The organism is Reyranella aquatilis (genome assembly GCF_020880995.1).
Lineage (GTDB): Bacteria > Pseudomonadota > Alphaproteobacteria > Reyranellales > Reyranellaceae > Reyranella > Reyranella aquatilis.
In genome coordinates, this window is sequence record NZ_JAJISD010000005.1 from 235,535 (window position 1) to 261,244 (window position 25,710).

At 66.9% G+C, this 25,710-nt stretch carries 24 protein-coding genes; 7 read left to right on the forward strand and 17 right to left on the reverse strand.

Annotation, left to right across the window (positions count from 1 at the left end):
• Window positions 1–2: 2 nt before the first annotated feature.
• Genes LJ725_RS13630 through LJ725_RS13650 form a run of 5 tightly spaced genes read right to left on the reverse strand, consistent with a single transcriptional unit; the run spans window position 3 to window position 5,790 of the window.
• Entirely contained in the window at window positions 3–1,070 is a 1,068-nt protein-coding gene (locus LJ725_RS13630) for an ABC transporter ATP-binding protein (RefSeq protein ID WP_268990642.1), read from the reverse strand.
• Window positions 1,071–1,082: 12 nt separating this feature from the next.
• Entirely contained in the window at window positions 1,083–2,006 is a 924-nt protein-coding gene (locus tag LJ725_RS13635) for an ABC transporter permease subunit (RefSeq protein WP_230551211.1), read from the reverse strand.
• Window positions 2,003–2,893, reverse strand: a complete 891-nt coding sequence (gene ugpA / locus LJ725_RS13640; protein ID WP_230551346.1) for a sn-glycerol-3-phosphate ABC transporter permease UgpA — start codon at window positions 2,891–2,893, stop codon at window positions 2,003–2,005. Before ugpA ends, LJ725_RS13635 begins: the two co-directional genes overlap by 4 nt.
• 33 nt (window positions 2,894–2,926) lie before the next feature.
• Entirely contained in the window at window positions 2,927–4,234 is a 1,308-nt protein-coding gene (ugpB, locus tag LJ725_RS13645; RefSeq protein WP_230551212.1) for a sn-glycerol-3-phosphate ABC transporter substrate-binding protein UgpB, read from the reverse strand.
• A 20-nt stretch (window positions 4,235–4,254) separates the two neighbouring features.
• Window positions 4,255–5,790: an alkaline phosphatase family protein gene (locus tag LJ725_RS13650; protein WP_230551213.1), complete on the reverse strand. Its 1,536-nt coding sequence runs from the start codon at window positions 5,788–5,790 to the stop codon at window positions 4,255–4,257.
• A gap of 99 nt (window positions 5,791–5,889) precedes the next feature.
• Here LJ725_RS13650 and LJ725_RS13655 point away from each other — a divergent pair, with 99 nt between their 5' ends.
• The 3 genes from LJ725_RS13655 (at window position 5,890) to LJ725_RS13665 (ending at window position 8,843) form a co-directional block, all read left to right on the forward strand.
• Window positions 5,890–6,786 (forward strand): LysR substrate-binding domain-containing protein, encoded by an 897-nt coding sequence (locus LJ725_RS13655; protein WP_230551214.1) that lies wholly within the window; start codon window positions 5,890–5,892, stop codon window positions 6,784–6,786.
• A gap of 81 nt (window positions 6,787–6,867) precedes the next feature.
• Window positions 6,868–8,112, forward strand: coding sequence for an MgtC/SapB family protein (locus LJ725_RS13660; RefSeq protein WP_230551215.1), 1,245 nt, complete (start codon window positions 6,868–6,870; stop codon window positions 8,110–8,112).
• A gap of 38 nt (window positions 8,113–8,150) precedes the next feature.
• Window positions 8,151–8,843, forward strand: coding sequence for an alpha/beta fold hydrolase (locus LJ725_RS13665; protein WP_230551216.1), 693 nt, complete (start codon window positions 8,151–8,153; stop codon window positions 8,841–8,843).
• A gap of 15 nt (window positions 8,844–8,858) precedes the next feature.
• Here LJ725_RS13665 and LJ725_RS13670 read toward each other — a convergent pair whose 3' ends face one another.
• From LJ725_RS13670 to LJ725_RS13685, 4 genes are read right to left on the reverse strand one after another with little or no spacing between them, the layout of a single operon-like run.
• A complete protein-coding gene (locus LJ725_RS13670) occupies window positions 8,859–9,737 on the reverse strand; it encodes a DUF3592 domain-containing protein (protein WP_230551217.1) in 879 nt (292 codons plus the stop codon).
• 15 nt (window positions 9,738–9,752) lie between these two features.
• A complete protein-coding gene (locus tag LJ725_RS13675; RefSeq protein ID WP_230551218.1) occupies window positions 9,753–10,436 on the reverse strand; it encodes a hypothetical protein in 684 nt (227 codons plus the stop codon).
• Complete coding sequence (locus LJ725_RS13680; protein WP_230551219.1) at window positions 10,433–11,200, reverse strand: SDR family NAD(P)-dependent oxidoreductase; 768 nt, start codon at window positions 11,198–11,200, stop codon at window positions 10,433–10,435. The genes LJ725_RS13675 and LJ725_RS13680 overlap by 4 nt, the downstream gene beginning before the upstream one ends.
• A 10-nt stretch (window positions 11,201–11,210) precedes the next feature.
• A complete protein-coding gene (locus LJ725_RS13685; protein WP_230551220.1) occupies window positions 11,211–12,077 on the reverse strand; it encodes an aldose 1-epimerase in 867 nt (288 codons plus the stop codon).
• A 57-nt stretch (window positions 12,078–12,134) separates the two neighbouring features.
• Between LJ725_RS13685 and LJ725_RS13690 the strand changes: the two genes are divergently transcribed.
• Complete coding sequence (locus LJ725_RS13690) at window positions 12,135–12,917, forward strand: HpcH/HpaI aldolase family protein (RefSeq protein WP_230551221.1); 783 nt, start codon at window positions 12,135–12,137, stop codon at window positions 12,915–12,917.
• 13 nt (window positions 12,918–12,930) lie between these two features.
• Entirely contained in the window at window positions 12,931–14,115 is a 1,185-nt protein-coding gene (locus tag LJ725_RS13695; protein ID WP_230551222.1) for an amidohydrolase family protein, read from the forward strand.
• 108 nt (window positions 14,116–14,223) lie between these two features.
• Here LJ725_RS13695 and LJ725_RS13700 read toward each other — a convergent pair whose 3' ends face one another.
• On the reverse strand, window positions 14,224–15,315 hold the full coding sequence (locus tag LJ725_RS13700) for an LLM class flavin-dependent oxidoreductase (protein ID WP_230551223.1): 1,092 nt from the start codon (window positions 15,313–15,315) through the stop codon (window positions 14,224–14,226).
• Between the two features lie 137 nt (window positions 15,316–15,452).
• Here LJ725_RS13700 and LJ725_RS13705 point away from each other — a divergent pair, with 137 nt between their 5' ends.
• Complete coding sequence (locus LJ725_RS13705) at window positions 15,453–16,985, forward strand: ABC-F family ATP-binding cassette domain-containing protein (protein WP_230551224.1); 1,533 nt, start codon at window positions 15,453–15,455, stop codon at window positions 16,983–16,985.
• A gap of 43 nt (window positions 16,986–17,028) precedes the next feature.
• Here the strand turns inward: LJ725_RS13705 and LJ725_RS13710 are convergent, their stop codons facing one another.
• From LJ725_RS13710 to LJ725_RS13735, 6 genes are all read right to left on the reverse strand, one after another.
• Window positions 17,029–18,279, reverse strand: a complete 1,251-nt coding sequence (locus LJ725_RS13710) for an Hsp70 family protein (RefSeq protein ID WP_230551225.1) — start codon at window positions 18,277–18,279, stop codon at window positions 17,029–17,031.
• 177 nt (window positions 18,280–18,456) lie between these two features.
• Window positions 18,457–19,233 carry an ABC transporter permease gene (locus LJ725_RS13715; protein ID WP_230551226.1) on the reverse strand — a complete coding sequence of 259 codons (777 nt, stop codon included), beginning with the start codon at window positions 19,231–19,233 and terminating at the stop codon, window positions 18,457–18,459.
• The gene (locus LJ725_RS13720; protein ID WP_230551227.1) at window positions 19,230–20,015 is read right to left on the reverse strand and encodes an ABC transporter ATP-binding protein; all 786 of its coding nucleotides are present in this window, start codon (window positions 20,013–20,015) and stop codon (window positions 19,230–19,232) included. The genes LJ725_RS13715 and LJ725_RS13720 overlap by 4 nt, the downstream gene beginning before the upstream one ends.
• 148 nt (window positions 20,016–20,163) lie before the next feature.
• On the reverse strand, window positions 20,164–21,177 hold the full coding sequence (locus LJ725_RS13725) for an ABC transporter substrate-binding protein (protein WP_230551228.1): 1,014 nt from the start codon (window positions 21,175–21,177) through the stop codon (window positions 20,164–20,166).
• A 68-nt stretch (window positions 21,178–21,245) separates the two neighbouring features.
• On the reverse strand, window positions 21,246–23,006 hold the full coding sequence (locus tag LJ725_RS13730; protein WP_230551229.1) for a glucan ABC transporter ATP-binding protein/ permease: 1,761 nt from the start codon (window positions 23,004–23,006) through the stop codon (window positions 21,246–21,248).
• 25 nt (window positions 23,007–23,031) lie between these two features.
• Entirely contained in the window at window positions 23,032–24,207 is a 1,176-nt protein-coding gene (locus LJ725_RS13735; protein WP_230551230.1) for a M20 aminoacylase family protein, read from the reverse strand.
• A 47-nt stretch (window positions 24,208–24,254) separates the two neighbouring features.
• Here LJ725_RS13735 and LJ725_RS13740 point away from each other — a divergent pair, with 47 nt between their 5' ends.
• Window positions 24,255–25,211 (forward strand): threonine dehydratase, encoded by a 957-nt coding sequence (locus tag LJ725_RS13740; protein WP_230551231.1) that lies wholly within the window; start codon window positions 24,255–24,257, stop codon window positions 25,209–25,211.
• Here the strand turns inward: LJ725_RS13740 and LJ725_RS13745 are convergent.
• Window positions 25,184–25,684: an Lrp/AsnC family transcriptional regulator gene (locus LJ725_RS13745; RefSeq protein ID WP_230551232.1), complete on the reverse strand. Its 501-nt coding sequence runs from the start codon at window positions 25,682–25,684 to the stop codon at window positions 25,184–25,186. The two genes, LJ725_RS13740 and LJ725_RS13745, sit on opposite strands and share 28 nt — an antisense overlap.
• Between the last annotated feature and the right edge of the window lie 26 nt (window positions 25,685–25,710).

Below are 25,710 nucleotides of genomic sequence, written 5' to 3' on the forward strand. Positions count from 1 at the left end.
TCCTAGAGGCGTCGGCCCGATGCGGCGTCGAACAGGTGCAGGTCCTTCGCCCGCACCTTCACGCCATGTTCCGTGGCCTCGCCCAGTTCGGTGTCCGGCGGCGCCGCCACCACGAACCCGTCGCGCCCGTCGTCGAGATGGACCAGCTTCACGCTGCCCAGATCCTCGACCAGTTCGACACGCCCGCCGAGGCCGCCCGCCGTCGATGGCGCCAGCGCGAGCGCATCGGGCCGCACGCCCACCACGACCTCGCGATCCGGCGGACCGATCTGCGCACCCTCTCCCGCCAATGCAGCGCCGCCGTCCAGGCTGAGGGATCTGCCGTCGTCAGCCACCTTGCCCTTGAAGAAATTCATCGGCAGCGAGCCGATGAAGCCCGCCACGAACAGGGTCGCCGGCCGCGCATAGACTTCGCCCGGCGTCCCGACCTGCTCGACCCGTCCGGCGTTCATCACGATCAGGCGGTTGGCGAGCGACATCGCCTCGACCTGGTCGTGCGTCACCAGGATCGAGGTGGCGTCGAGGCGCAGATGCAGCCGCTTCAGCTCGGTTCGCATCTGGTGGCGCAGCTTGGCGTCGAGGTTCGACAGCGGTTCGTCGAACAGGAAGACCTTGGGCTCGCGGATGATGGCGCGGCCCATCGCGACCCGCTGGCGCTGGCCGCCGCTCAGCTGCGTGGGCTTGCGGGCGAGGAAGTCGCCGATGCCCAGGATGCCCGCGACGCCCGCCACCTTGTCACGGATCGTCTGCTTCGGCGCATGCGCGATCCTGAGCGAATAGGACATGTTCTCGGCCACGCTCATGTGCGGGTAGAGCGCGTAGTTCTGGAACACCATGGCGATGTCGCGCTCGCGCGGCTCGAGCCGGTTGACCACGCGCCCGTCGATCGCGATCTCACCGCCGGTGATCTCCTCCAGTCCGGCGATCATGCGCAGCAGGGTGGACTTGCCGCAGCCGCTCGGCCCCAGGATGACGGCGAACTCGCCGTGCCGGATCTCGAGATCGACGCCGTGCAGGACCTTCGCGGGCCCGTAGGACTTCTCGACTTTGCGTATGTCGACGGTGGCCAAGGGAATGCTCCGCTATTTTTCCGAGTCGACGAGGCCTTTGACGAACCAGCGCTGCAACGCCACGACCACCATCACCGGCGGCAGCGTGATCAGCAGCGCCCCGGCCATCAGCGTGTTCCACTTCGGCACCGCCTCCGGCGCGGCGGAGATCTGCTTGGAGAGCCCGATCACCGCTGTCGTCATGCTGGCCTCGGTCGTGATCAGCAGCGGCCAGAGATACTGGTTCCAGCCGAACACGAAGAGGATCACCGTGAGCGCCACGACGTTGGTCCGGGACATCGGCCACAGCACGTCGATCAGGAAACGCATGGGCGAGGCACCATCGATCTTTGCCGCCTCCAGCAGTTCCTCGGGGATCGTGAGGAAGAGCTGGCGGAACAGGAAGGTCGCGGTGGCCGAAGCCATCAGCGGCAGGATGAGGCCGGCGTAGGAATCGAGCAGGCTCCACTTCACGACCGCCTCGACGTTCCAGCCGGTCAGGCTCTCCAGCGGTCCTCGCAGGCCCGTCTGGTCGAGCAGCCAGCCCAGCCCCTGCAGCGGATGTGCCGCCACCGCGTAGGTCGGCACGATGCGCACCTCGATCGGCAGCATCAGCGTGGCGAAGATCAGCCAGAAGGCCGTCATTCGGAAGGGAAAGCGGAAATAGGTGATGGCGAAGGCCGAGAGGATCGACAACGCGATCTTGCCCACCGTCACTCCCACCGAGACGATCAGCGAATTGACCAGCTGCCGCCCGAGATCGCCGCGTGCCATCGCCGTCTTGAGGTTCGTCCAGAGTTCGTTGCCCGGCGTCAGCGGCATAGGCACCTGCAGAACGTCGGGCAGGGTATGGGTCGCGGCGATCAGCGCGTAGTAGAGCGGCAGGCAGACGGCCACCACGCCCGCGATCAGCAGGATGTGGCAAACCAGGTCCAGCCAGGGGGTCCGCTCGATCATTGGGCGTACTTCACGCGTCGCTCGAGGAAGCGGAACTGCACGGCCGTCAGCCCGATCACCAGGATCATCAGGATGACCGACTGCGCCGAGGACAGGCCGAGGTCGAGGCCGAGGAAGCCGTCGGCATAGACCTTGTACACCAGGATGTCGGTCGCCCCGCCCGGGCCGCCCTGGGTCAAGGCATGGATGATGCCAAACGTGTCGAAGAAAGCGTAGACGACATTGATGACCAGCAGGAAGAAGGTGGTCGGCGAAATCAGAGGAAAGACGATGCTGACGAAGCGCCGGACCGGTCCCGCCCCGTCGATGGCGGCGGCCTCGATCAGCGAGCGCGGAATCGCCTGCAGGGCGGCGAGAAAGAACACGAAATTGTAGCTCACCTGCTTCCAGGCGGCCGCGACGATCACCAGCAGCATGGCATCGTTGCCGTCGAGCAGCGGGTTCCAGGCGACGCCGAAGCCCTGCTTCAGCATCAGCGCGATCGCGCCGTAGATCGGATGGAACAGGAACAGCCAGAGCACGCCGGCCAGGACAGGCGCCACGGCATAGGGCCAGATGACCAGCAGCCGGTAGACCGATTTGCCGCGCACCACCCGGTCGACCAGCACCGCGAAGGCCAGCCCGGCCAGCACCGCCGAGGCGGTCGTGCCGGAACTGAAGATGGCTGTCCGGTAGATCGAGTTGAAGTATTCCGGACTGGTCAGCACGTCGCGGAAATTGTCGAACCAGACGAAGGTCGAGCGCTGACCGAAGGGATCGCTGACGGTAAAGGCCTGGTAGAGCGCCTGTGCCGCGGGCCAGAAGACGAAGATGGCCAGCACGAGCATCTGCGGTGCGAGCAGGAGGAACGCCAGCGGCTTGTGCCGCTGGAAGTTCACGCGCTTGATCACGACGTGGATCCGTTCCCCGGGCGCGGCACCTCAGTTGCCGCGCTGGCGTTCGAAACGGCGCAGGATCTCGTTGCCCCGGCGCACGGCGTCGTCCATCGCCTGCTGTGCCGTCTTCTTGTTGGACCAGACGGCCTCCATTTCCTCTTCGAGGGCGGCGACGTACTGGTTGGCGTTGCCCAGGCGCACCGTCATGGTGTTGAGCGTCGGCGTGCCGCGCTGGACCTGCGTGATGGCCACTTCCTGCTGCGGGTACTTGTCGTAATAGCCCTCGGCCTTGACCTTCTCGTACGCCGCCTTGGTGATCGGCATGTAGCCAGTGTCCTTGTGCCACTTGGCCTGCTGGTCCGGATTGGTCAGATGCGCGAGGAACGCGGCCACGCCCTTGTATTCCTCGGGCTTGTGGCCCTTCAGCACCCAGAGCGCGCCGCCGCCGATCAGGCTGTTGTGCGGCGTCGTACCGGCCTCGTAGGGCAGCGGCGCGGCCTCGAAGGCGAACTTCGCGCTGGCCTGCAGCGAGGAGAACACCGCCGACGAATGGGTCATCATCGCGCAGCGGCCGGAGGCGAAGGCCGGCGTGGCACTGCTGCCCTGCCGGCCGGAATAGACGTAGCGGCCGTCGGCCACCCAGGACTGCAGGCGCGCGATGTTCTTCACCACCGCCGTCTTGTTGTAGGTGAAGGTCGCGTCGAGCCCGTCGAGGCCGTTATGCTGCGTGGCGATCGGCAGGTCGTGGATCGTCGAATAGTTGTCGACATGAACCCACTGCTGCCAGCCCGACGTGTAGCCGCATTCGAAGCCGGCGGCGCGCAGCTTGGTCAGGTACTCGCCCATCTCGTCCCAGGTCACCGGCGGGCGGGTGAGGCCCGCCTTTGCGAAGCCGTCCTTGTTGTACCAGAGGATCGGCGTCGAGGCGCTGAACGGCAGCGACAGGAGCTTCTTGTCCTTGGTGCGGTAGTAGTTCAGCACCGGCTGGATGTAGTTGTCCCAGTCGACCTTGTAGCCTTCGGCTGCCAGCAGGTCCTGGACGGGATAGACCGCACCCGAAAGCAGCATGCTCTGCGTTCCCTGGCCGATCACGACCAGAAGCTGCGGATGCTTGTTCGCACGAAAGCCGGCGATGGCGGCGTTGAAGGTCTCGTCGTAGGTGCCGCGGCCGCTGGCCACGACCTTGTAGGCGGTCTGGGAATTGTTGAAGCTGTCGATCTGCTGCTTCAGCGCATCGTCGATTGGGCCGAGCGTGGGATGCCAGAACTGGATCTCGATCGGCGCGGCGGCGGCCACCGAGGCGCCGAAGGCGGCGATCATGCCTGCGAAGGCGCCGAGCAATCTTCTCCTCATGACGAATTCCTTCTGCTGCATCAGGGGCGGACGTGAAGACCCTTGGACGAAACGTGCATGCCGGTGAGCTCGCGGCCGCTGGAAACGATGCGCCACGACAGCATTTTCTGTGCGTAGGCGAGCATCGCCGGCGCCGCGGCCGGATCGCGAGACAGGTCGTTGAGACAGTGCGGATCAGCCGCGAGGTCGAAGAACAGCGGCGGCAGGGCCGCGAAGTGGACGTACTTGAAGCGCTCGTCGCGGATGACGGCCAGCGAGCAGGAATCCATAGGCAGGCCGAGCGCGACCTCCGAATCGGCGGCGCCCAAGCCGCGGAAGTCGAACTCCCAATGCACTTCCCGGCGCCAGTCGGCAGGCGCCATGCCGTGCAGCAGCGGCAGCAGGGACCGGCCGTCGCACTGCCGCGGAATGTCGAGGCCGAGCCAGTCGAGGACCGTCGGCATCACGTCCACCGCCTCGGTGAAACGCTCGATCTTCGTGCCGCGGGCGCCATCCGCCGCAGCGCGCGGGTCACGCACGATCAGCGGCACGTTGTAGGCTTCGTCGAAATAGCCCTGCTTGCCCAGCATCCAGTGGTCGCCGAGCAGTTCGCCATGATCGGACGTCACGACGATCAGCGTGTCGTCGTAGAGTCCCCATTCCTTCAGCCTGTCGAGCAGGCGTCCGACCTGGTCGTCGACCTCCTGCACCATGCCGTAGTAGGTGGCACGCAACTGCGCGAGATCGGCGTCGCTGAGATCGGCAACCAGCCCCTGCCCGGTAACGAAGTAGCTCGCGAGATTCTGCGACCGGAGATAGCTCGCCAGCAGCGGATGCTGCGCGCCTTCGCGCTCCGCAGTGGCGGCGCGACGCGGCGGCGCCATGTCGGCCGGATCGTACAGCGCGTTATAGGGCTCTGGGGCGATGAAGGGCGGGTGCGGGCGGATATAGGCCGCGTGCGCGAACCACGAACCGTTGCGCCGCACCGAAATGAAGTCGAGGAGACGGTCGGTGAGGAAGGCGGTGATGCTGTCCTCGGCCTTGAAGCGCGCCGGCGGGAAGGTGGGGCCGCGATCGCCCGCCGGCGCGGCCGGGCGGTAGATCTCGGTGACGTCGTCGGCGAAGGCGTAGCCCTTGGCTTTGAGATCGGCCATCCACGGATAGGGCAGTTCCGGCAGATGCAGTTCAGGAGCGAAGCCCGTCATCACCGATTCGTAGGTGCGCAGCGCGGGATCGTCCGGCGGCAGTCCGGTCGGATCGGCCGTCGTGTCCGTGTAGCCGAACAGGGCCGGGTCGTATCCGGCCTTGCGGCATTCCAGGGCGATATTCGTGAAGCGGCGTGCAAGCGGCGTGCCGTTCCGCATTACGCCGTTGTTGTGCTGATAGGTGCCGGTCAGCAGCGCCGCCCGCGACGGGCCGCAGGGAGCGGCCTGCACGAAATGGCGGCGGCACAGCACGCCGTCGGCCGCCAGCCGGTCGAGGTTCGGGGTCTTCAGCACGGGGTTGCCGGCACAGCCAAGCGCGTCGGCCCGCCACTGATCGATGACGATGAAGAGGATGTTCCTCCGCGCGACCATCCGATGCTCCCCTTCCCCTTCGGGCGATCATCGGGCGCGCGGTTTGTTAGGACAATTTAATATTTGTTCTGTAACTGAAAGATTATTTATACTGCTCTTATGCTCCACACGCAGATCCGCGCCTTCGACGCCGTCGCCCAGGAGGGCAGTTTCTCGCGAGCGGCGGAGGCGCTCGGCCTCACGCAACCAGCCGTGACCATCCAGGTCAAGGCGCTGGAGGAACGCTACGGGGTGAAGCTGTTCGAGCGGTCCCGCCGCGCGGTGAAGCTGACCGAGATGGGCGAGCGGCTGTTCCGCATGTCGCGCCGCTATTCGAGCCTCGAGGAGCAGATGCGCGAGATCCTGACCGAATCATCGGAACTGGAGAGCGGGCAACTCAGCCTCACCGCCGACGGTCCGCACATCGCGATGGGCGTGTTTGCTCGCTTCCTCGCGCGACACCCCAACATCGAACTGTCCGTCGCCATGGGCAATACACGCTTCGTGCGCGAACAGCTGCTGGAGCGGCGCACCGACCTGGCCATCCTGCCCGGCGTCGAGCGCCATCCGCAGATCCATGCCATGCCACTGTGGAAGCACACGGCGGTTCTGATCGTCGCCAACGATCATCCCTGGGCCAGCCGGGAGAGCGTGCGACTGGCCGAGCTGAACGACCAGCCGATGGTCTCGCGCGAGGAAGGCTCCAACACCCGGCGGGTCGCGGCAGCGGCGATGGCGAAGGCCGGTGTCAGGCCACGCACCGTGCTGGAGCTGGGCAGTCGCGAGGCCGTCTGCGAGGCGGTCGGCGCGGGTCTCGGCTTCAGCATCGTCTGGGAACTGGAGGCCAGCGCCTCGACGCGCTTCCGCACCCTCCATTTCCGTGACGCGAAGATCACCAGCAGCGACTATGTCGCCTGCCTGAAGAGCGAACGACTGCGGCGCAGCATCAAGGCCTTCTACGCGGTGGCCGCCAGCCTCTCGAACCAGCGTGAGGCCGCGCGACGCAGCCTGCCCTAGGCCGCGCGGGAAACCGGACGAGGCGGCCGCCTGCTTGCTAGTATGCGATCCGGCAACAGCGGGCTCCGCCCGAGAAGGTCCATGTTCGAACCCCATTCGCTCATCCTCGGCTTCGTCGTCGCCCTCGGCGTCGGCCTGCTGATCGGCATCGACCGCGAGCGCAAGAAGGGCGAAGGGCCCGGACGCGGCGCCGCGGGGCTCCGCACCTTCACCCTCGCATCGCTCGCCGGCGCGACCGCAGCGGCGGCCGGTGGCGATTTCCTTCTGGCCGCGACGGTGCTGGGCGTGGCGGCCTTCGCCGGGCTTTCCTACTGGCATGCGCGTGACAGCGACCCCGGCCTCACGACGGAGACGGCGCTGGTCGCCACCACCCTGCTGGGCGGGCTGGCCGTCCGGGAGCCGGGCTTCGCGGCCGGCGTCGGCGTGATGGTCGCCGTGCTGTTGAACGCGCGGGTCGCCCTGCATCGCTTCGTGCGCTCGATGCTGACCGACGGCGAGATGCACGACCTGCTGATCTTCGCCGCCGCGACGCTGATCGTCCTGCCGCTGCTGCCCGACCATCCGATCGGTCCCTACGGTGCGCTGAACCTGCGCACGATCTGGCTGGTCGTGATCCTGGTGATGGGCGTCGGTGCCCTGGGCTACATCGCAGTCCGCATCGTGGGGCCCCGGTTCGGCCTGCCGCTGGCCGGCCTCGCCTCAGGCTTCATCTCCAGCTCGGCCACCATCGGCGCGATGGGTGCGCGGGCCGCCCGGGAACCGCAGCTGCTGAAGCCCGCGGCCGCCGGCGCCGCACTGTCCTCCGTCGCGACCGTGGTGCAGCTCGGCCTGCTGATCGGTGCCACCGATCTCGAGGCCCTGAAAGCTCTCGCCCTGCCCCTTCTCTTTGCCGGTGCGACGGCGGTCGTCTATGGCGGCGCCTTCATCCTGTGGGCGTTGCGCCAGGACCGCGGCCGGGTCGAGGAAACGGCGGGCAGCGCCTTCAGCCTCAGGACGGCGCTGGTGTTCGCCGCGATCCTGGCCGCCGTGCTTCTGCTGGCGGCCGCGTTGCAGGACTGGATGGGCGAGGCCGGGGTCATCCTGGCAGCCGGCGCGGCCGGCTTTGCCGACACGCATGCGCCGGCGATATCAGTCGCGTCCCTCGTCGCCGAGGGCCGTCTCGCGCCGCCCGCCGCCGTGATTCCCGTTCTCGCCGCCTTCTCGACCAATACAATCACCAAGATGGTGTTCGCCTTCAGCGCGGGCGGTCCGCGTTTCGCCCTCTACGTCGTGCCGGGCCAGCTGCTGATGCTGGCCGCGGCGTGGGCCGCTCTGCTGATCGCGTGATTGCACGAGAGGAAGGAGAGATGGGAAGATCGCCGCCGATGCGTTCCCTCGTCCTGCTTCCCGGCTTCATGTGCGACGCCGATCTGTGGACCGATATGGTCCCCGATATCGAAGCGCTCGGATCCCTTCTCTTCGGCAACGTCTACGAGGACGATTCGCTGGAAGGCATGGCCCGGCGCGTGCTGGCCGAAGCGCCCGAGCGCTTCGTGCTGGTCGGCTTCTCGATGGGCGGCTTCGTAGCGCGCGTGCTCACGCTGATGGCGCCGGAGCGCGTGACGGGCGTGGCCTTCGTCGCCTCCTCCGCGCGCGGCTACTCCGACGAGGAGCGCGCGCGTCGCCAGTCGGGCTACCGGCCGGGCGACCGGCCGCCGCGCGCGGCCGGCGCCGCCTCCAACGCGCTCGGCCTGCATCCCGACCGAGACACCGATCCCGTCCTGCTCGACCGCCTGCGCGGCATGCAACGCCGGCTCGGCCCGGAGGTTCGCAAGCGCCAGGCCGCCCTCGTCCGGCGAGACGGCTATGCCGACCTCGAACGGATCGACTGTCCCTCGCTGGTCGTCGCCTGCCGCCAGGACAGGCTGCGCACCTTCGCCGAGACCGAACGCATGGCGCAGGCTCTGCCCAACTCGAGCTTCAGCATCCTCGAAGACTGCGGCCACATGGCGCCGCTCGAGAAGCCGCGGGAACTGTCGGGATTGCTCGGCGCCTGGATCGAGCGCACGGGCCTCTGATCCGCGTCGCCCGGCTCAGGAGGGCAGCCGCCTGTTCCGGCTCCGACGCGACAGGTGCACGGCGCCGCCGAACAGCAGCGACACCGCGAAGGCGACGGCCGCGGGCAGCCAGAGATCGATGAATGAGAGGATGCGGGCGCGGCCCGGCTGGCGGCGGTCGTAGACGACGTTCACGATATCGCCCGCAGCGAACGAACTGCCGCTGCCGCCGCGGCCATGGAACTCGACCTCGCGGCCCTCCGGCGTCGTGAAGCGCACCACCGGGGCGTAGGATATTCTTTCGACATCGCGACGCACCTCGCGACCGGCAGGCGTCGTCACCTCCTCCGTCACGATCGAGCGGCTTTCGCGTATTTCCAGCACCTTGCCTCGGGCGCGGCCTCCGCTGGCATAGAGATCGACCGCACTCCAAAGCGCAAAGATGCCGATCAGCAGGGCCGACACCGAGATCACGGTGAAGGCGCGCTCACCCACGGCCGCAAGATCGGCACCGTTGGACAACGCCCACGCAATCGCGCCGAACATCAGCCAGAAGCCGCCGAAGCCTGCGAGCAGCAGCGGCACGAGCCAGAGCCGGTCGAACGTCTGGAGGCGAAAGTCCGCGGGCGTCTCGGGCCGGTAGAGGACGGTGACGGCATCGCCCACGGCAAAGTCCGGTGCGCCGCTGGCGAGATCGCGCACCTCGATCGACTCGCCCAGCGGTAGCCGAAACCGAACGACCGGCGCATACATGTCTCCGTCGCGTACGATCTCGGTGACAATGCCGTCGGCGCGCTCGCCGTAGAGGACGTGGCGCAGATTGCCGACACCGATGGCCACGCCGGCGGCCGCAATGAGCCCGCCGATCCCGAGGACCAGCCAGGCGATCCAGCGCCAGTTCGCGTCGGCGGCCACTTGTCCTGCGACCGGTCAGGCGCTGCGTCGCCGCAGCCTGTCGATCAACTCCGACAGCCGGCTGCCCTGGGGCGTCGCCGGATCGAGCAGCCGTTCGTGCGGCGTGTCGCGCGCCAGCCGGCTGATCTCCATCAGCGCGCGGATGTGCTGGCGCCGGGTCAGGCGATATTCGGACGAGCGGTGATGGAAGAAGAGGCGCCGCAGCTGGCCATCGCCCACCAACGCATTCAGTTCGCTGGCGGTCACGTAGAGCAGGAAGGAAACGAAGATCCAGATCTGCACGGCCACGAAGCGATGCCAGCTGAAATCGAGGATGGCCGCCTGGGCCGCGGCATCGAAGCCGCGCGCATCGAAGGCGAAGTGCAGGATCCTCTCCAGAAATCGAACGATCGTGACGACGATGCCGTAGAACACCGTCTTGTAGAGGATGGGCTGGATGAGCGGTGCGCCCCGGAACTTGTCGATGATGCGGACCTTGTCGACGATCAGCACCACCTTTCCGACGACCAGCGCGGTGGTGCTGGCCAGCATGAAGCCGGTGAGGTTGAACCAGTAGTCGTGCGTCAGCAGGTTTGTCGTGAAGACGACGAGGTTGAAGGCGACGAAGAAGTAGAGTGTGGGCGGCAGCATGTGCCGGACCACGTGCATCCAACCATGCAGGAAGCGGCGCGGCAGCGAGGCGATGCCAGTCGCGGTCAAATGCGGCCTCCGTCGATCACGAAGTTCTGCGCCGTGACCAGCCGGCTGTCATCGGCGGCGAGCCACAGCACCATGCGCGCGATGTCGGGCGCGTGGAGAAGCTCCTTGAGGCATTGGGCGTTGAGCTGCGCCGCCCGGGCCTCGGGCGTGACCCAGAGGTCGAGCTGGCGCTGGGTCATGATCCAGCCGGGCGTTACCGCATTGAGGCGGATGTTGTCGCCGCCGAGATCGCGCGCGAGACCGCGCGTCATCCCGATCACTGCCGCCTTGGCCGCCTGGTAGACGGAAAGGTTGGGCGTCATCGTATGGTAGCTCACCGAGCTGAAGTTCACGATCGAGCCACCGCCCGCCCTCTTCATGGACGGTGCCACCGTCTGGATCGCGAAATAGGCGTGGCGCAGGTTGACCGCGATGCGCTCATCCCAGAAGTCCGGCGTCACCTGGTCGAGCGTATGGCGATCGTCGCGCGCGGCGTTATTCACCAGCACCGTGATGGTCCCGAGCTTCGCCGCCACGCCCTCGATGGCCCGCTGATAGGCCGCGACATCGCGGATGTCGCACGGCACGAACAGCGGCACGGTGAGGCGCCGCGCCTCGATCCTGTCGACCAGCGCCCGCGAGGCCGCCTCGTCGATGTCGACGAAGCCGACCCTGGCACCCTGCTCGGCGAAATGCTCGACGATCGAGGCGCCGATGCCGGAGCCGCCGCCCGATACGAAGACGGTCCGCCCCGAGAGGCTGGGATAGGAGGCGAATGAGGACATGACGTTCCTTCTAGATCCTGCTCAGGCGAAACGAGACTTCGCCAGCCAACGTGGCGCCGGCGGCCAGCGGATTCTGACCGACCGCGCCGTTGGCATGACTGACCGGCTCGACACAGAAATATCGTTGGCCGTCGGGAACATAGATCACCAGATGACGAAACGCCTCCGTCGCGGACAGGAAGAGGCGGATGCCCTGACGCGGCCAGGTGATCGACGCCTTCCCGTCCCAGCCGCCGAAGCAGTGGTCGAGCCCCAGTCCCTCGATCCGGCGCGAGTTCGAGAAGTCCCATCCGGACGGCAGTGGCACGTGCCGGATCGGCAGCACCTCGGCGTCGGTCTCCCACACGCCCGACAGGCGGCAAGCGAGTGCTGTATCGGCATCCCGCACGAAGAAAGGATGCAGGCCCAGCCCCATCGGCACGGAGCGGTCTTCCAGATTTTCGACCGACAGGCCGACCATCAGGCCGTCTTCGTTCAGGGTGAAGGTCTGGCGTGCACGATAACGGAAGGGCCAGCCGGTACCTCCCGCGCAGGGTTCGTGGAGATGGAGGAGCTCGGCCCGATCAAGCTCTTGCCGGACAACCTGCCAAGCCGCCGCCCAGCCTTCGCCGTGCATCGGATGAGGCACACCGGGCCAGTTGTTCCGGATTCGGAGGACTTCATCACCGAAAGCAAGGCGACCGTTCGCGATGCGATTGGAAAACGGGACCAGGGGATAGCAGGCCGTGTCCTTGCCCGTGCCGGACGCAAGTGCCCCATCCGTAGCCGGCCGCAACAGGTCGCCGACGCCCTCGAGGGCGAAGCGGGCGATCGAGCCGCCGGCCTGCGGTGCCAAATCGACGGCCATCCCGCCGGCCCGCAGCGACAAAAGCGTCACGCAATCCCCCGTCGCTGTGTAAACTCGCGCGTTTTCAAATTTCGAGGAAACGTATCGATGTCGAACATGCTGAAGAAGCGGCTGCAGGCCGGCAAGGCCTGCGTCAATGGCTGGCTGGCGATCCCCGACGGCTTCGCCGCCGAGACCATGGCGCAGTGCGGCTGGGACAGCGTCACCGTCGACATGCAGCATGGCGTGCAGGACTACCTCTCGATGGTCCGTTGCTTTCAGGCGATGGACAAGTACCCGATCACCCCGCTGGTGCGTGTGCCGTGGAACGAGCCCGGTATCGTCGGCAAGGTGCTGGACGGCGGCGCCTGGGGCGTCATCTGCCCGATGGTGAACACGCCGGCCGAAGCGAAGGCGCTGGTCTCCTATGCGCTCTATCCGCCCAAGGGCAAGCGTTCCAACGGCCCGATCCGCGCCGGCGCCTATGGCGAGGCGACACCCTACCAGGCGATGGCCAACGACGAGGTGCTGATCATCCCGATGATCGAGACGCAGGAGGCGATCGACAACATCGACGCCATTCTCGACGTGCCGGGCGTCAGTGGCATCTATATCGGACCGTCCGACCTCGGCCTGTCGCTCGGCCTGAAGCCGATGCTCGACCGCGAGGAGCCGCAGATCCTGGCGATCTACGACAAGCTGCTCGCCGCCACGAAGAAGCGCGGCCAGTTCGCCGGCCTGCACAACGGCACCGGCAGCTACGCCGCCAAGATGGTCCACAAGGGCTTCCAGCTCGTCACGATCGCCAACGATGCCGGCCTGATGGCAAAGGCCGCGCGCGAGGCCGTTGCGCAGACGCGCAAGGAAGGCGGCCCGACGGCGGCCGCGTAGGGCGGGCCGAGGCGTGCGTTTCAGCAACGCCACGCTGCCCGACAGCAGCCGGCACGATATCGAGGTCGAGGGCGGGCGGATCGCCGCCCTCCTCCCCGTCTCGGGCACGGCGCGCGCGGCCGATCCGGATAGCATCGACCTCGGCGGCAGGCTCGTTCTGCCGCCGCTGGTCGACGGTCACATCCATCTCGACAAGACGCTGCTCGGGCTGCCCTGGGTGCCCAACCAGTCGGCGGGCAACAAGGTCTCCGACCGCATCGAAGCCGAGCGCCGGGTTCGCGCCGCGCGCACCGTGCCGGAGTTCGAGACGGGTTCGAACCTGGTGCGACAGGTCGTGGCCAGCGGCACGCTGCACATGCGCAGCCATGTCGACATCGACAACCAGCTGGGGCTCCGGAACCTCCATGAGGTGCTGAAGATCCGCGAGCACTTCCGCGATCTCGTCACCATCGAGATCGTGGCCTTCCCGCAAAGCGGCATCCTGCGCTCGCCCGGCACGGCGGAATTGCTCGACGAGGCGATCGCTGAGGGCGCGGACCTCGTGGGCGGCCTCGATCCGATCGGCATCGACGGCGATCTCGACGCCCATCTCGATGCGGTGTTCGCGATCGCCCAGCGCCGCGGCGCAGGCATCGACATCCATCTGCACGATGGCGGAGAGGCCGGGCTGGCCCAGATTCTGGCCATCGCCGCGCGCACCGAAGCGCTCGGCCTGCAGGGCAAGGTCGCCGTCAGCCACGCCTTTGCGCTGGGCTCGGTGCCGACCGACAGCGCCACGCGGGCCGCCGACACGCTGGCCCGCTCGGGCGTCGCCATCATGAGTCACGGCCCCGGCGGCGCCACGATCCCACCCCTCAAGCTCCTGCGTGAGCATGGCGTCGAAGTGTTCGGTGGCTCCGACAATATCCGCGATGCCTGGTCGCCCTTCGGCAACGGCGACATGCTGGAACGCGCCATGCTGATTGGCTATCGCGCCAACTTCCGCCACGACGAGGAACTGGCACTGGCCTTCGACATGGTGACGGCGGCGGCCGCGCGCGTGCTCGGCCTCGACGACTACGGTCTGAAGGTCGGCGGCCCGGCCGACTTCGTGACGGTCGAGGCCACGACGCTCGCCGAAGCCGTTGCCAACCGCAGACGCCGCAGCCTCGTCGTCAAAGCGGGCCGCGTCGTCGCGCGGGATGGGGTGCTGATTTGAAAGCCAAAGGTCCCTCGCTACGCTCGGGATGACAAATGTTGTTGGGTTGGCGCGGTACGCCGATCGCGAAACCGGTGTCATCCCGAGCGTAGCGAGGGACCTTTGCTCCTATGCTGCCTTCGCCGCCTTCACCGGTCCCCACGACTTCACCACCGGCAGCACCTCCTTCGCGAACAGCTTCAGCCCGCGCTCGCTCACCTCGTAGGGCGTGCCGCCGAAGCGGAAGGCGACGTTCATCTCGAAGTCGCCCAGCAGTTCGCGGCGCGCCTCGAGGCCACGCAGGATCTTGTCCGGCGTGCCCCAGGACGCCGCCTGCATGAAGCCCGTGATGGCGCCGTCCAGGCCACCCTTGCGCGCGATCTCGGCCTTCTGCTGGTAGGAGTCGTAGCCCTTCACGGTCTTGAAGTGCTCGCCGAGAAATTCGTAGTGGTGGAAGTTGCTCTCGACGAACTTGCCCTGATAGCGGCGTGCTTCGTCCTCGATGGTCGCGGCATTGGGCCCGCAGACGCAGAACTCGGTCAGCATGACCGTCGGCGGCTCGGTGCCGTGATACTGCCGGTGGAGATGGCGCCCCTTCTCGATCATCGGTGCCCGCATCTCCCAGGGCCGGTCGGCGAACATCACCATGTGGGCGCCGAGCTTCGCCGCCGAATCGATCGAATCCTCGCTCGAGGCCACGGCGTAGATGCGGCCGTCGAAAGAATGCTGCGGCCGCGGCCGGATCTCGACGCGCGGCTGCTTGTAGTATTTGCCGTCGCCTTCGATGAAGCCGGTCCGAAGCGCCTCGACGATCATGGGCGCCGCCTCGTCGAAGCGGCCGCGCGATTCGTCCATACTTAGCCGAAAGGCGTTGAACTCGCGCCGCGCCAGGCCACGCCCCATGCCGAGTCGCAGCCGCCCCTTGCTCAGGAGGTCGAGTACGGCGGCGTTCTCGGCGACACGCAGCGGGTCGTGCCACGGCAGGATGACGGCCGCTGTACCGACGTCGATGTTCGGGCAGAGCGCCGTCAGGTGCGTCATCAGCGCAAGATTGTCGGGAACGAACGAGTAGTCGGCGAAGTGATGTTCGGCCGACCACAGGCAGTCGAATCCCGAGTCCGCCGCGATCCGGGCCAACCGGATCTCCTCGTCCCACACGCGCTGGTCGGAGCAATCGTCCCAGCCGTAGTTGGTGAAGACCATCATCATGCCGACGTCCATCGGGCTTCCTCCATGTTCTCGTTTGCGGGAATGCTTTCACGCGACCGCGCGCCCGGCAAGCCTGCGGGAGCCATTCCCTCTCGCCCGGGCCGCAGAGCAGTGGTAAAGCCGCCGTCGCTTTCGCGTCAGGACAGACCATGGCGTCGCGTCAGGCCGTGCTCGGCATGGAGCAGGCTTCCTTCTTCTACGGCTCGGGCCGCGTGTTCGAGAACGTGTCGTTCCTGCTGGACGATGCGCGAACGGCGCTGGTCGGCGAGAACGGCGCGGGCAAGTCGACCCTGCTCAAATGCCTGACGGGCGCGCTCGAACTCAATGCCGGCCAGGTGATCCGCTCGCGCGGCCTGCGCATCGGCCAGGTGCCGCAGCATGTGCCAGAGGGCCTGGCCGCCCAGCCGGTGCGCGAGGTATTGGCGCAGTCGCTGGCCAGGGTCGGTCAGGAGGGCGAGGACTGGCGCATCGATGTGCTGGTCGACGAGATCGGCGTCGATCCGGAGATTCTCGACAAGCCTTTCGGCACGCTGTCGGGCGGCTGGCAACGGCTGATGCTGATCGCGGCGGCGGCGCGCCTCGAAGAGCCCGATATCCTGATCCTCGACGAGCCGACCAACCATCTCGATCTCGCCAACATCAACACGCTGGAACGCTGGCTGACGACCGAGTTCGCCGTGCCGATGCTGATCGTGAGCCACGACCGCGAGTTCCTCGACCGGGTGACCGAGCGCACGCTGTTCCTGCGCGCCGATGGCGTGCACGCCTTCAAGACGCGCTTCTCGGTCGCGCGCGAGGAGCTGCTGCGCCGCGACGCCACCGCGGCGGCACGAGCACGCCAGGAAGAACGGGAGATCAAGCGGCTGGAGCAGGCCGCCGCACGCTACAAGGTCTGGGCGGTCAAGAACCCCGACCTCAACAAGCGCAAGAACGCCGTCGAGAGCCGCATCGCCCGCATCGAGAAGGAGCGCACGCAGACCTATGTCGCGCGCGAGCGCCGGCTGGAACTGGCCGACGGCGACATCGACGCCAGGGTGGCGCTGCGCCTCTCGAACCTCGACGTGAAGGTGCCCGGCGGTGACCGCACGCTGATCGGAATCGAGCGGCTGACCATTGCGGCCGGCGAGCGCGTCGCCCTGCTCGGGACCAACGGCACCGGCAAGTCGACGCTGCTGGCCGCGCTGGCCGCTGCGTACGACCCGGGGCGCGAGCATTACGACGGACAGGCCCCGGTACGCTTCAATCCAGCCTGCCGTCTGGCCTATTTCGACCAGACGATGAGCGACCTGCCGACGACGACGAGAATCCTCGACTACGTGGTCGAGGCCGAGGGCGTCACCGAGAAGGACGCGGTGCGCCAGCTCGCCGGCGCCGGCTTCGCCTTCGTCCGTCTCAAGGAACCGATCGGCGTCCTGAGTTACGGCGAGCGCGCCCGGCTCGTGTTCCTGAAGATGAAGCTGCTGCGGCCGAACTTCTACATCCTCGACGAGCCGACCAACCATCTCGATATCGAGGGCCAGGAAGACCTGGAGGCGCAGCTCGAGAAGAGCGATGTCTCCTGCATTTTCGTCAGCCACGACCGCTTCTTCACGCGCACCGTGGCGACACGGTTCCTGGAGATCCGCAAGGGTCGGCTGGTCGAGACCGACGACGCCGACGCCTTCTTCGATTCGCAGGTCTGATTCCGTCGCCGGGGCCCCGGTCGAGACGACGGAAGCAGATGGATCACCCCAACCGCCCTGCCATCTGTGCGAGGCCCAGCGCCACGGACAGGAGGTCGGAAGCGCCGGCGATGCGCGCGGAAGGCGCTGCTTGCGCGACGGCGGCGCGCACGGCCGGGACGCGGCTCGAGCCGCCGGTGAGGAAGATCGTCTCGATCTCGTCGGGTCTCAGGCCGGCGGCGGCGATGCAGGCGCCGGCCGCCTGCCGGAGCCGCTCGGTCTCAGCACCGATCGCACGGTCGAAACTGCGGCGCGTGGCCAGCGCCGAGAGGCCGGCCTCGAGAAAGGCCAGCGGGATGGCGGCGCGGTCTTCCGCACTCAGGATGATCTTGGCTTCCTCGACGGCGAAGGCCACGCGATGGCCGAGGCCCTCGTGCACCAGCTTCAGCAGGCGCGCGACCTTCTCCGGTTCGGCCGCCAGCGCCTGAAGCTCCGCGATCTCGCGTTCGTTGCGATAGGTGTAGGCGAAGTTGATCGTCGCCCAGGTCGCGAGCTGGTGATAGAGCGCGTTGGGCATCGGCAGGTTCTTCTCGACGAGCTGCGTGCCGAGGCCGAGCAGCGGCATCACCGAGGCGAGGCTGAGCGCGGCGTCGAGGTCGGTGCCGCCCACCCGCACGCCCGTCGTCGCCAGCACGTCGCCGCTGCGGTCGGCGAGATCGCGGCGCTCCGGGCCGACACGCACGATGGAGAAGTCGCTCGTGCCGCCGCCGATGTCGGCGATCAGCACCAGCTCCTCGCGCCGAACGGTCCGCTCGTAGTGATGTGCGGCCGCGATCGGCTCGTAGGCGAAGGCAATGTCGCGGAAGCCGGCCTCGCGCGCCACGCGCTCCAGCACCTCCTGCGCGCGGGCATCGGCACGGTCGTCGTCGTCGACAAAGCGGACCGGGCGGCCCATCACGACGGACGTGATCTCCGCGCCGGCGAACGCCTCGGCCCGCTCCTTGAGATGCCTCACGAAGATCTCGACGACCTTGGTCAGCGGCACCTTGCGTCCGCCGAGACTCGTCTCCTCGTCGATCAGGGACGAGCCCAGGATCGACTTGAGCGCCCGCATCAGGCGGCCCTCCGTGTGATCGACATAGGCGGCGATCGCCGCCTCGCCCAGCAGCACCCTGCCCCTGGTCTCGCTATCGAAGAAGACCGCGCTCGGCAGCAGCGTGTTGCCGCCCTCGACGGGCGCCAGCACGGCCGCACCGCCGCGCACCACGCCGATCGCCGAGTTCGACGTGCCGAAATCCAGTCCGCAGGCGGTCATCACAGTCCCCTTGGATCGCAAATTGGGTCGCGAAGGGGATGTCATCTATTACGATGCACCACGCGTTGCCAGACTGTTTCTTTTCGCCTACCGTATGCGCGATAGAGGGCCGCCGAAAAGACGGGCGGCCCTTTTTCATGTTCCCATCCCCTGCCAAAGGGAGAGGGTTCGGAAAAACTAGGCGACGATCTCGCCGCGGAAGGCCCAGCGGGTCATGCGCTTCTCGACCATCGCGCAGACCGCGTACATCGCCACGCCCATGATGGCGATGGCGAACAGGCCCGCGAAGGTCGTGGGCGCGTCGTTGCGGGCGCTCGCCGACAACATCAGGAAGCCGATGCCGTTGTTGCCGCCCACCGTCTCGGAGATCACCGAGCCGATGAAAGCAAGCGTGATCGCGACCTTGAGGCTCGCAAACAGGTAGGGCATCGCCCGGGGAATGCCGACCTTGGTCAGGATCTCCAGCCGGGAGGCGCCGAGGCTGCGCAGCACGTCGCGCATCTCGGGTTCGATGGTGGCGAGGCCAGTCGCGACGTTCACCACGATGGGGAAGAAGCTGATCACGAAGGCGGTGATGACCGCGGGGAGCGAGCCGACGCCGACCCAGATCATCAGGATCGGCACGATCGCCACCTTCGGGATGGCGTTGAAGGCGATCAGCAGCGGATAGAGACCGGAGTAAACGAAAGGCGAGGCGCCGATCGCAAGACCAAGCAGCAGGCCGAAAGCAATCGCCAGAAGAAAGCCGACCGTCGTGGTCCACAGCGTGTCCCAGCAATAGGCCATCAGGATGTCGAACCGCTGGAAGAAGACGGCGAAGATCTTGGTCGGCTTCGGCAGGATGATCTCCGGCACCTGGAAGACGATGCAGCTGACTTCCCAGACGATCAGCAGGCCCGCCAGGAACAGCCACGGCATCGCATGCTTCAGCGCCTCGCGCCGCAGGTCGGTCATGGCGCGTGCTCCTGGTGGATGCGGTCGCGCAGCTCGTGGACGATGTCGACGAAATGCGGCTCGAAGGTCGTCGCCAGGGTACGCGGCCGGGGAATGTCGATCTTCTTGGCGAGCACGATGCGCCCTGGGCGGCGGCTCATCACATAGACGGTGTCGGCAAGGTAGACGGCCTCGCGCAGGTCGTGCGTCACCAACACGCCGGTGAAGCGCTTCTCCAGCCACAGCGCCTGCATGACGCCCCAAAGCTCCTCGCGCGTGAAGGCGTCGAGAGCACCGAACGGTTCGTCCAGCATCAGGAGTTCGGGCTCGTGGATCAGCGCGCGGCAGAGATTGGAGCGCTGCTGCATGCCGCCCGAGAGCTGCCAGGGATACTTGTCGGCGAAATCCGTGAGGCCCACCGTCTTCAGCAGCTTCATGGCGCGCTCGACATATTCGGCGCGGTGGCTGCGGAAGCGGCGCTTGTGCGGCTCGACCACCTCCATCGGCAGGAGGATGTTGTTCATGGTCGTGCGCCATGGCATCAGGGTCGGGTTCTGGAACGCCATGCCGACGCCCTTGATCGGCCCCTTCACCTTCTTGCCGTCGACCATGACTTCACCGCCCGAGGGCGGCAGCAGGCCGGTGACCAGCTTCATGATGGTGGACTTGCCGCAACCCGAGGGCCCGACGACCGCAATGAACTCGCCCTTCTCGATGCCGAAAGTGGCATCGGCGAGCGCCAGAGTGGTGTCCTTGCCCAGCCGATAGGTGAGACTGACGCCCTTCAGATCGACGAAGGCCATTTAGATCCTCCCCTCCCCCGTCCGACGGGGGAGGGCCAGGGAGGGGGAAGGCAACGCCATGACCGGCTCGACCGCGAAATTCATGGTGTTGCTCTCCCCCTCCGCCCTTCGGGCACCTCCCCCGTGTGACGGGGGAGGAAGTCTCACTCTACTTGGAAACCATCCGATCAGCCTTGGGCGGCAGGTAGGCGTTGCTGAACACCTTGTCCGGCGCGGGCGCGTTCGGCAGGCCGAACGCCTCGGACACGTCCTTCACCGCGCGGGCGAAGCGAGCCGGGTCGACGTCGCCCATGCCGTTGGCCTTCACGTACGGCGTCAGGATGTTGGTTTCGAGCGAGATCTTGAGGCGCTCCATCTCGAGCTTCTCGTCGATCAGCGGATCGCGCTTCTTGGCGGCGGCGATGCCGAGCTGCGGGTTGGCGATGACGTCCTTCCAGCCCTTCATCGTGGCCGCGAGGAAGCCCTTCACGGCCTTCTCGTTCTTGGCCATTTCGCCGGAGATCACGACGCCGTTGCCGTAGACGTCCATGCCGAAGTCGACCAAGCGCATCGCCACGATGTCCTCGAAAGCCACGCCGCGCGCCTTGAGGTCGAGCATCGAGGAGAAGTAGTGGCCCGAGATGAAGTCGACGGTGCCCTGCACCAGGCTCTGCTCGCGCAGCTGTGGCGTCAGGTTGACGTGCTCCCACTTGGAGATGCCGTTCTTCTTGGCGAAGGCCGGGAACAGCCGGAAGCTCGCGTCGAACACCGGCGCGCCCAGCTTCTTGCCCTCCAGGTCCTTCGGCGTCTTGATGCCGCTCTTCTTCAGCGCATAGACCCCGAACGGGGCGAAGTCGTAGACCATGAACACGCAGAGCACTTCCTTGCCCGGGTTCTTGGCGTTGTATTCGATGGTCGAGTTCACGTCGGCGAAGCCGATCTGGTAGGCGCCGGTCGCCACGCGCTGGACCGCGCCGGCCGAGCCCTGGCCGGGGTCCATGGTGACGTCGAGACCCTCGGCCTTGTAGTAGCCCTTCTCCAGCGCGACCAGGAACGGCGAGGTGGGGCCCTGGAACACCCAGTCGAGGGTGAACTTGATCGCGGTCTGGGCATTGGCCGGCAGGCTGCCCAGTGCCAGCGCAACAGCCGCTGCGCCGCCCAGCATCTTGGCGAATTTGCTCATTTTCTCGACCCCCGTGAGTTCCCTGTCGCCGACTCTTAGGCGGACATTTCACGCCCGCCAAGGGGATATCAGGCAGATTCTATGCCAGCCTGCTGCGTCGCCACGAGGCGCGCGAACGCCCCGCCCCGGGCGATCAGCTCCTTGTAGGCGCCGTGCTCGACGACCCGGCCATGCTCGAAGACCACGACCTGGTCGGCCTCGCGGATAGTCGACAGCCGGTGGGCGATGACGAAGGTCGTGCGACCCTGCATCAGCACCTTCAGCGCCTTCTGGATGCGCGCCTCGGTGACCGAATCGAGCGCGCTGGTCGCCTCGTCGAGGATCAGGATGGGCGGGTTCTTGAGCAGGGCCCGCGCGATGGCGAGCCGCTGCCGCTCGCCGCCCGACAGGGTGGTGCCGCGCTCGCCGACCAGCGTCTCGTAGCCCTGCGGCTGGCGCATGATGAAGTCGTGCGCCTCGGCGAGCTTGGCCGCCTCCTCCAGCTCCGCCTGCGTCGCGTTGGGCTTGCCGATACGCAGATTGTCGGCGATCGAGCGGTAGAACATCGTGCTGTCCTGAAACACGACCCCGATGTTCGCCCGCAGCGATTCGAGTCTGATGTCGCGATGGTCGACGCCGTCGATCCGGACCACGCCCGATTGGGCGTCCCACATGCGATGCAGCAGCGACAGCGCCGTGCTCTTGCCGGCGCCGGTCGGGCCGACGAAGGCGACTGTCGATCCGGCCGGCACCTTCAGCGAGAAATGCACCAACGCCGGACGCTTGCCGTCGTAGGAGAAGTTGATGTCGTCGAACTCGACCTCGCCCCGGGCGCGGCCGATATCGACGCCGTTGGGCTTGTCCGGCACCGTCGACTGCGAATCCAGCACACGGAAGAAATCCCCCAGTGAGGGCATCTGGAAGAAGATGCGGCTGACGAAGCCCGACGCCTGGTCCATGCGGCCGATCAGCATGGTGGCGAAGCCCATGAAACTCACGATCTCGCCGACCGTCGCCTCGCCCCGCGTGTAGAGCCAGGTGCCCAGAACGAAGATCAGGATGACGGTGATGGTCGAGGCGGCGCGCGTCAGCACCGACAGGAACGCCCACCAGTTCAACACCGGGAATTGCGCCTGGAGCGTCTGGCCGATGATGCGGTGCATCTCGCGCGTCTCGGCGCCCAGCCGCACGAAGCTCTGGATCAGATGGATGTTGCCCAGCGCGTCGCCGGCCCGGCCGGCAAGTTCGCTGTGCAGGTCCTCGACCTTCTTCTGCAGACGGTCGGTCTTGCTCACCACCCAGACATTGGTGACGGCAAAGAACAGGATCAGCACAAGCAGCAGCAGGCCCAGCCGCCAGTTCATGAACATGCTGAGCGGCAACATGACGAACAGCGCCACCAGGGTCGCGAGGTTCTCGCGGAAGAAGGACAGCCAGATACCGAACAGGTTGTCGACGCCGGTCAGCATGATCTTGATCAGCCGGCCCGAGTGCTGCGCATTGTGGAACGAGAAGGGCAGCCTCAGCAGATGCTGGAAGTAGGTGGCCATGGCGCCGAGGCGGCGGCGATGGGCCATCCGGTCGGCCTGCAGGGACACCACCATGTTGGCCACGATGCCGCCGATGCCGACCAGCGCCCACAGGCCGAGGATGTCCCGCGCCTCGCGCCACAGCAGGTCGACCGGCTTGTCGCGCGCGCTGCTCAGCAGGTCGATCACCTTGCCGAAAAGGACGGGTTCGTAGAACTGCAGCGCGGCCACCGCGACATTGGCGAGGGCCAGCGTGATCGCGAGCCCCTTCTCGGCCCGCAACAGGCCGATCACCCGGCCGTAGACGCGGAAGAATTCCATGGGTTCGTCCGCGTCCGTTCTTTCCCTAAGCGGCCTTCGGGTCGAGGAACCGCTCGACGGTGCGCACGAAGAAGCTCACACCGAAAGGGATCGCCATGTCGTTGAAGTCGTAACGGGAATTGTGGAGGCTGACCGCTTCCGGGCCGCCGCCATTGCCCAGCCACACCATTGCGCCCGGCACCTTCTCGAGCATGTAGGAGAAGTCCTCGGCGCCCATGCTGGGGCGGGTATTGTCGGTGACGGCGTGTTCGCCGCAGACGCCGGCCGCCACGTCGATGGCAAAGCGGGCCTGCTCGACGTCGTTCACCGTCGGCGGATAGCCGGGCTTGTGCTCGACCTCGATCTTCACCCCGTGCATCTTCGCGGCGCCCTCGCAGATTTCGTCGATGCGGCGCCGCACCATCTCACGATTCTCGGGCGTGGTGGTGCGTGTCGTGCCGCCGATATGGGCATCGCCCGGGATGACGTTGTAGGCCGAACCGGCATGGAAGAAGCCGACGGTCACGACCGAGGAATCGATCGGGTCGACGTTGCGAGAAACGATGGTCTGCAACGCCATGACGATGTTGGCGCCGACCACCATGGGATCGAGGGTCTTGTGGGGATGGGCGGCATGGCCGCCGCGACCGGTGATGCGGATGTCCCAGCGGTCCGCAGCCGCCAGCAGCGGGCCGCCCTTGGTGACGATGTGGCCGACCGGAACGCCGGGCTTGTTGTGGATCGCGAAGACCGCGTCGCAGGGGAATTTCTCGAACAGCCCGTCCTCGATCATCACCTTCGCCCCGCCGCCACCCTCCTCGGCCGGCTGGAAGATAAAGTGGACAGCCCCTTCGAAGTTCCGCGTTTCGCTGAGCATTTTTGCCGCTCCCAGCAGCATGGCGGTGTGGCCGTCATGGCCGCAGGCGTGCATCCGGCCGGGACTCGTCGAGCGGTGCGCGAACTCGTTGGCTTCGTCCATCGGCAGGCAGTCCATGTCGGCGCGCAGGCCGATGGACTTCAGCGAATTGCCCTTGCGCAGCGTGCCGACCAGCCCGGTTTTGCCCAGCCCGCGCGTCACTTCCAGGCCCCACTCCTGCAGTTTGGCGGCCACGACGTCGGAGGTGCGGTTTTCCTCGAAGGCGAGTTCGGGATGAGCATGGATATCGCGACGGATCGCGGAAATCTCGCCCTGGATCTCGAGCGCACGCGGCAACACTGGCATGAGGTACTCCGGTTGGAACCGGAGTCATCTTAGCCCAAACTGGCCCCATGTTGTCCCTCGACGAAATCGAGTCCTCCGCCCGCCTGGTGCACACGGCAATGCCGCCGACGGCGCAGTATGCCTGGCCGCTGCTCGCACGGCGCGCCGGCTGCGAGGTCTGGGTGAAGCACGAGAACCATACGCCGACCGGCGCCTTCAAGGTGCGCGGCGGCGTGGTCTACATGGATCGCCTCAAGCGCAACCGGCCCGAAACGCGTGGGGTGGTAAGCGCGACCCGCGGCAATCACGGCCAGAGCATTGCCCTCGCGGCCGCGCGCAACGGCCTTTCCGCCACCATCGTCGTGCCGCACGGCAATTCGGTGGAGAAGAACGCCGCGATGAGGGCGTTCGGAGCCGAACTGATCGAGGCGGGCCACGATTTCGACGCCGCCCGGGAGGTGGCCATGCGCCTCGCCGGCGAGGGCGGCCTCTCGATGGTTCCCTCCTTCCATCGCGACCTGGTCGCCGGCGTCGCCTCCTATGCGCTCGAACTGTTCCACGGCGCGGCTGCGCTCGACACCGTGTATGTGCCGATCGGGCTCGGTTCGGGCATCTGCGGCACCATCGCCGTGCGCGATGCGCTGGGCCTTGCCACCCGGATCGTCGGTGTCGTGTCAACCGAGGCGCCGGCCTACGCGCTCTCTTTCGCGGCCGGCAAGGTGGTGGCCACCAACAGCGCCGACACGATGGCCGACGGCATGGCCGTGCGCGGTCCCGATGCCGAGGCGCTCGACGTGATCCTGAAGGGCGCCGAGCGCATCGTGCAGGTGAGCGACGCCGAGATCGGCGCCGCCATGCGCGCCTATTACGAGGACACGCACCAGCTCGCTGAAGGCGCGGGCGCCGCCGCGCTGGCGGCGCTGCTGCAGGAACGCGACCGCTTCAGAGGCAAGCGCGTTGGCCTGATCCTGAGCGGCGGCAACGTCGACCGGCCCGTCTACCGGCGCATTCTCGAAGAGACCTGAGGGGGCTGTGCCTGGGGCGCCCAGGCAAGATCGCTCTTCACCGCCTGCATGATGAAGGACGAGCGCGTGCCACGGACACCCGGCATGCGCAGCAGCGCCTTCATCGCGAACGCGCTGAACTGCGCCAGATCGGGCACCAGCACGTGCAGCAGGAAATCCATGTCGCCGGTCATGGCATAACAGGCCACGACTTCAGGCCGCGCGCGGATCGCCGCCTCGAAGGCCTCGACCGTCTTCTCCGAATGATCCTCCAGCGTGACCTGCACCATCGCCTGCAAGGCAAGGCCCAGCGCCGGCGGCGAGACCAGGGCGGCATAGCGGTCGATCACGCCCTCTTCCTCCAGCCGCTTGACGCGGCGCTGGCAAGGGGTCGGCGACAGGCCGACCCGATCCGCCAGATCGACCATCGCCAAGCGGCCCTCGGCCTGCAGGGCAGCAACAATGCGCTTATCGATGTCATCAAGCTCGATCATGGAGACTTTCTCTCTTCAGTCGCTCT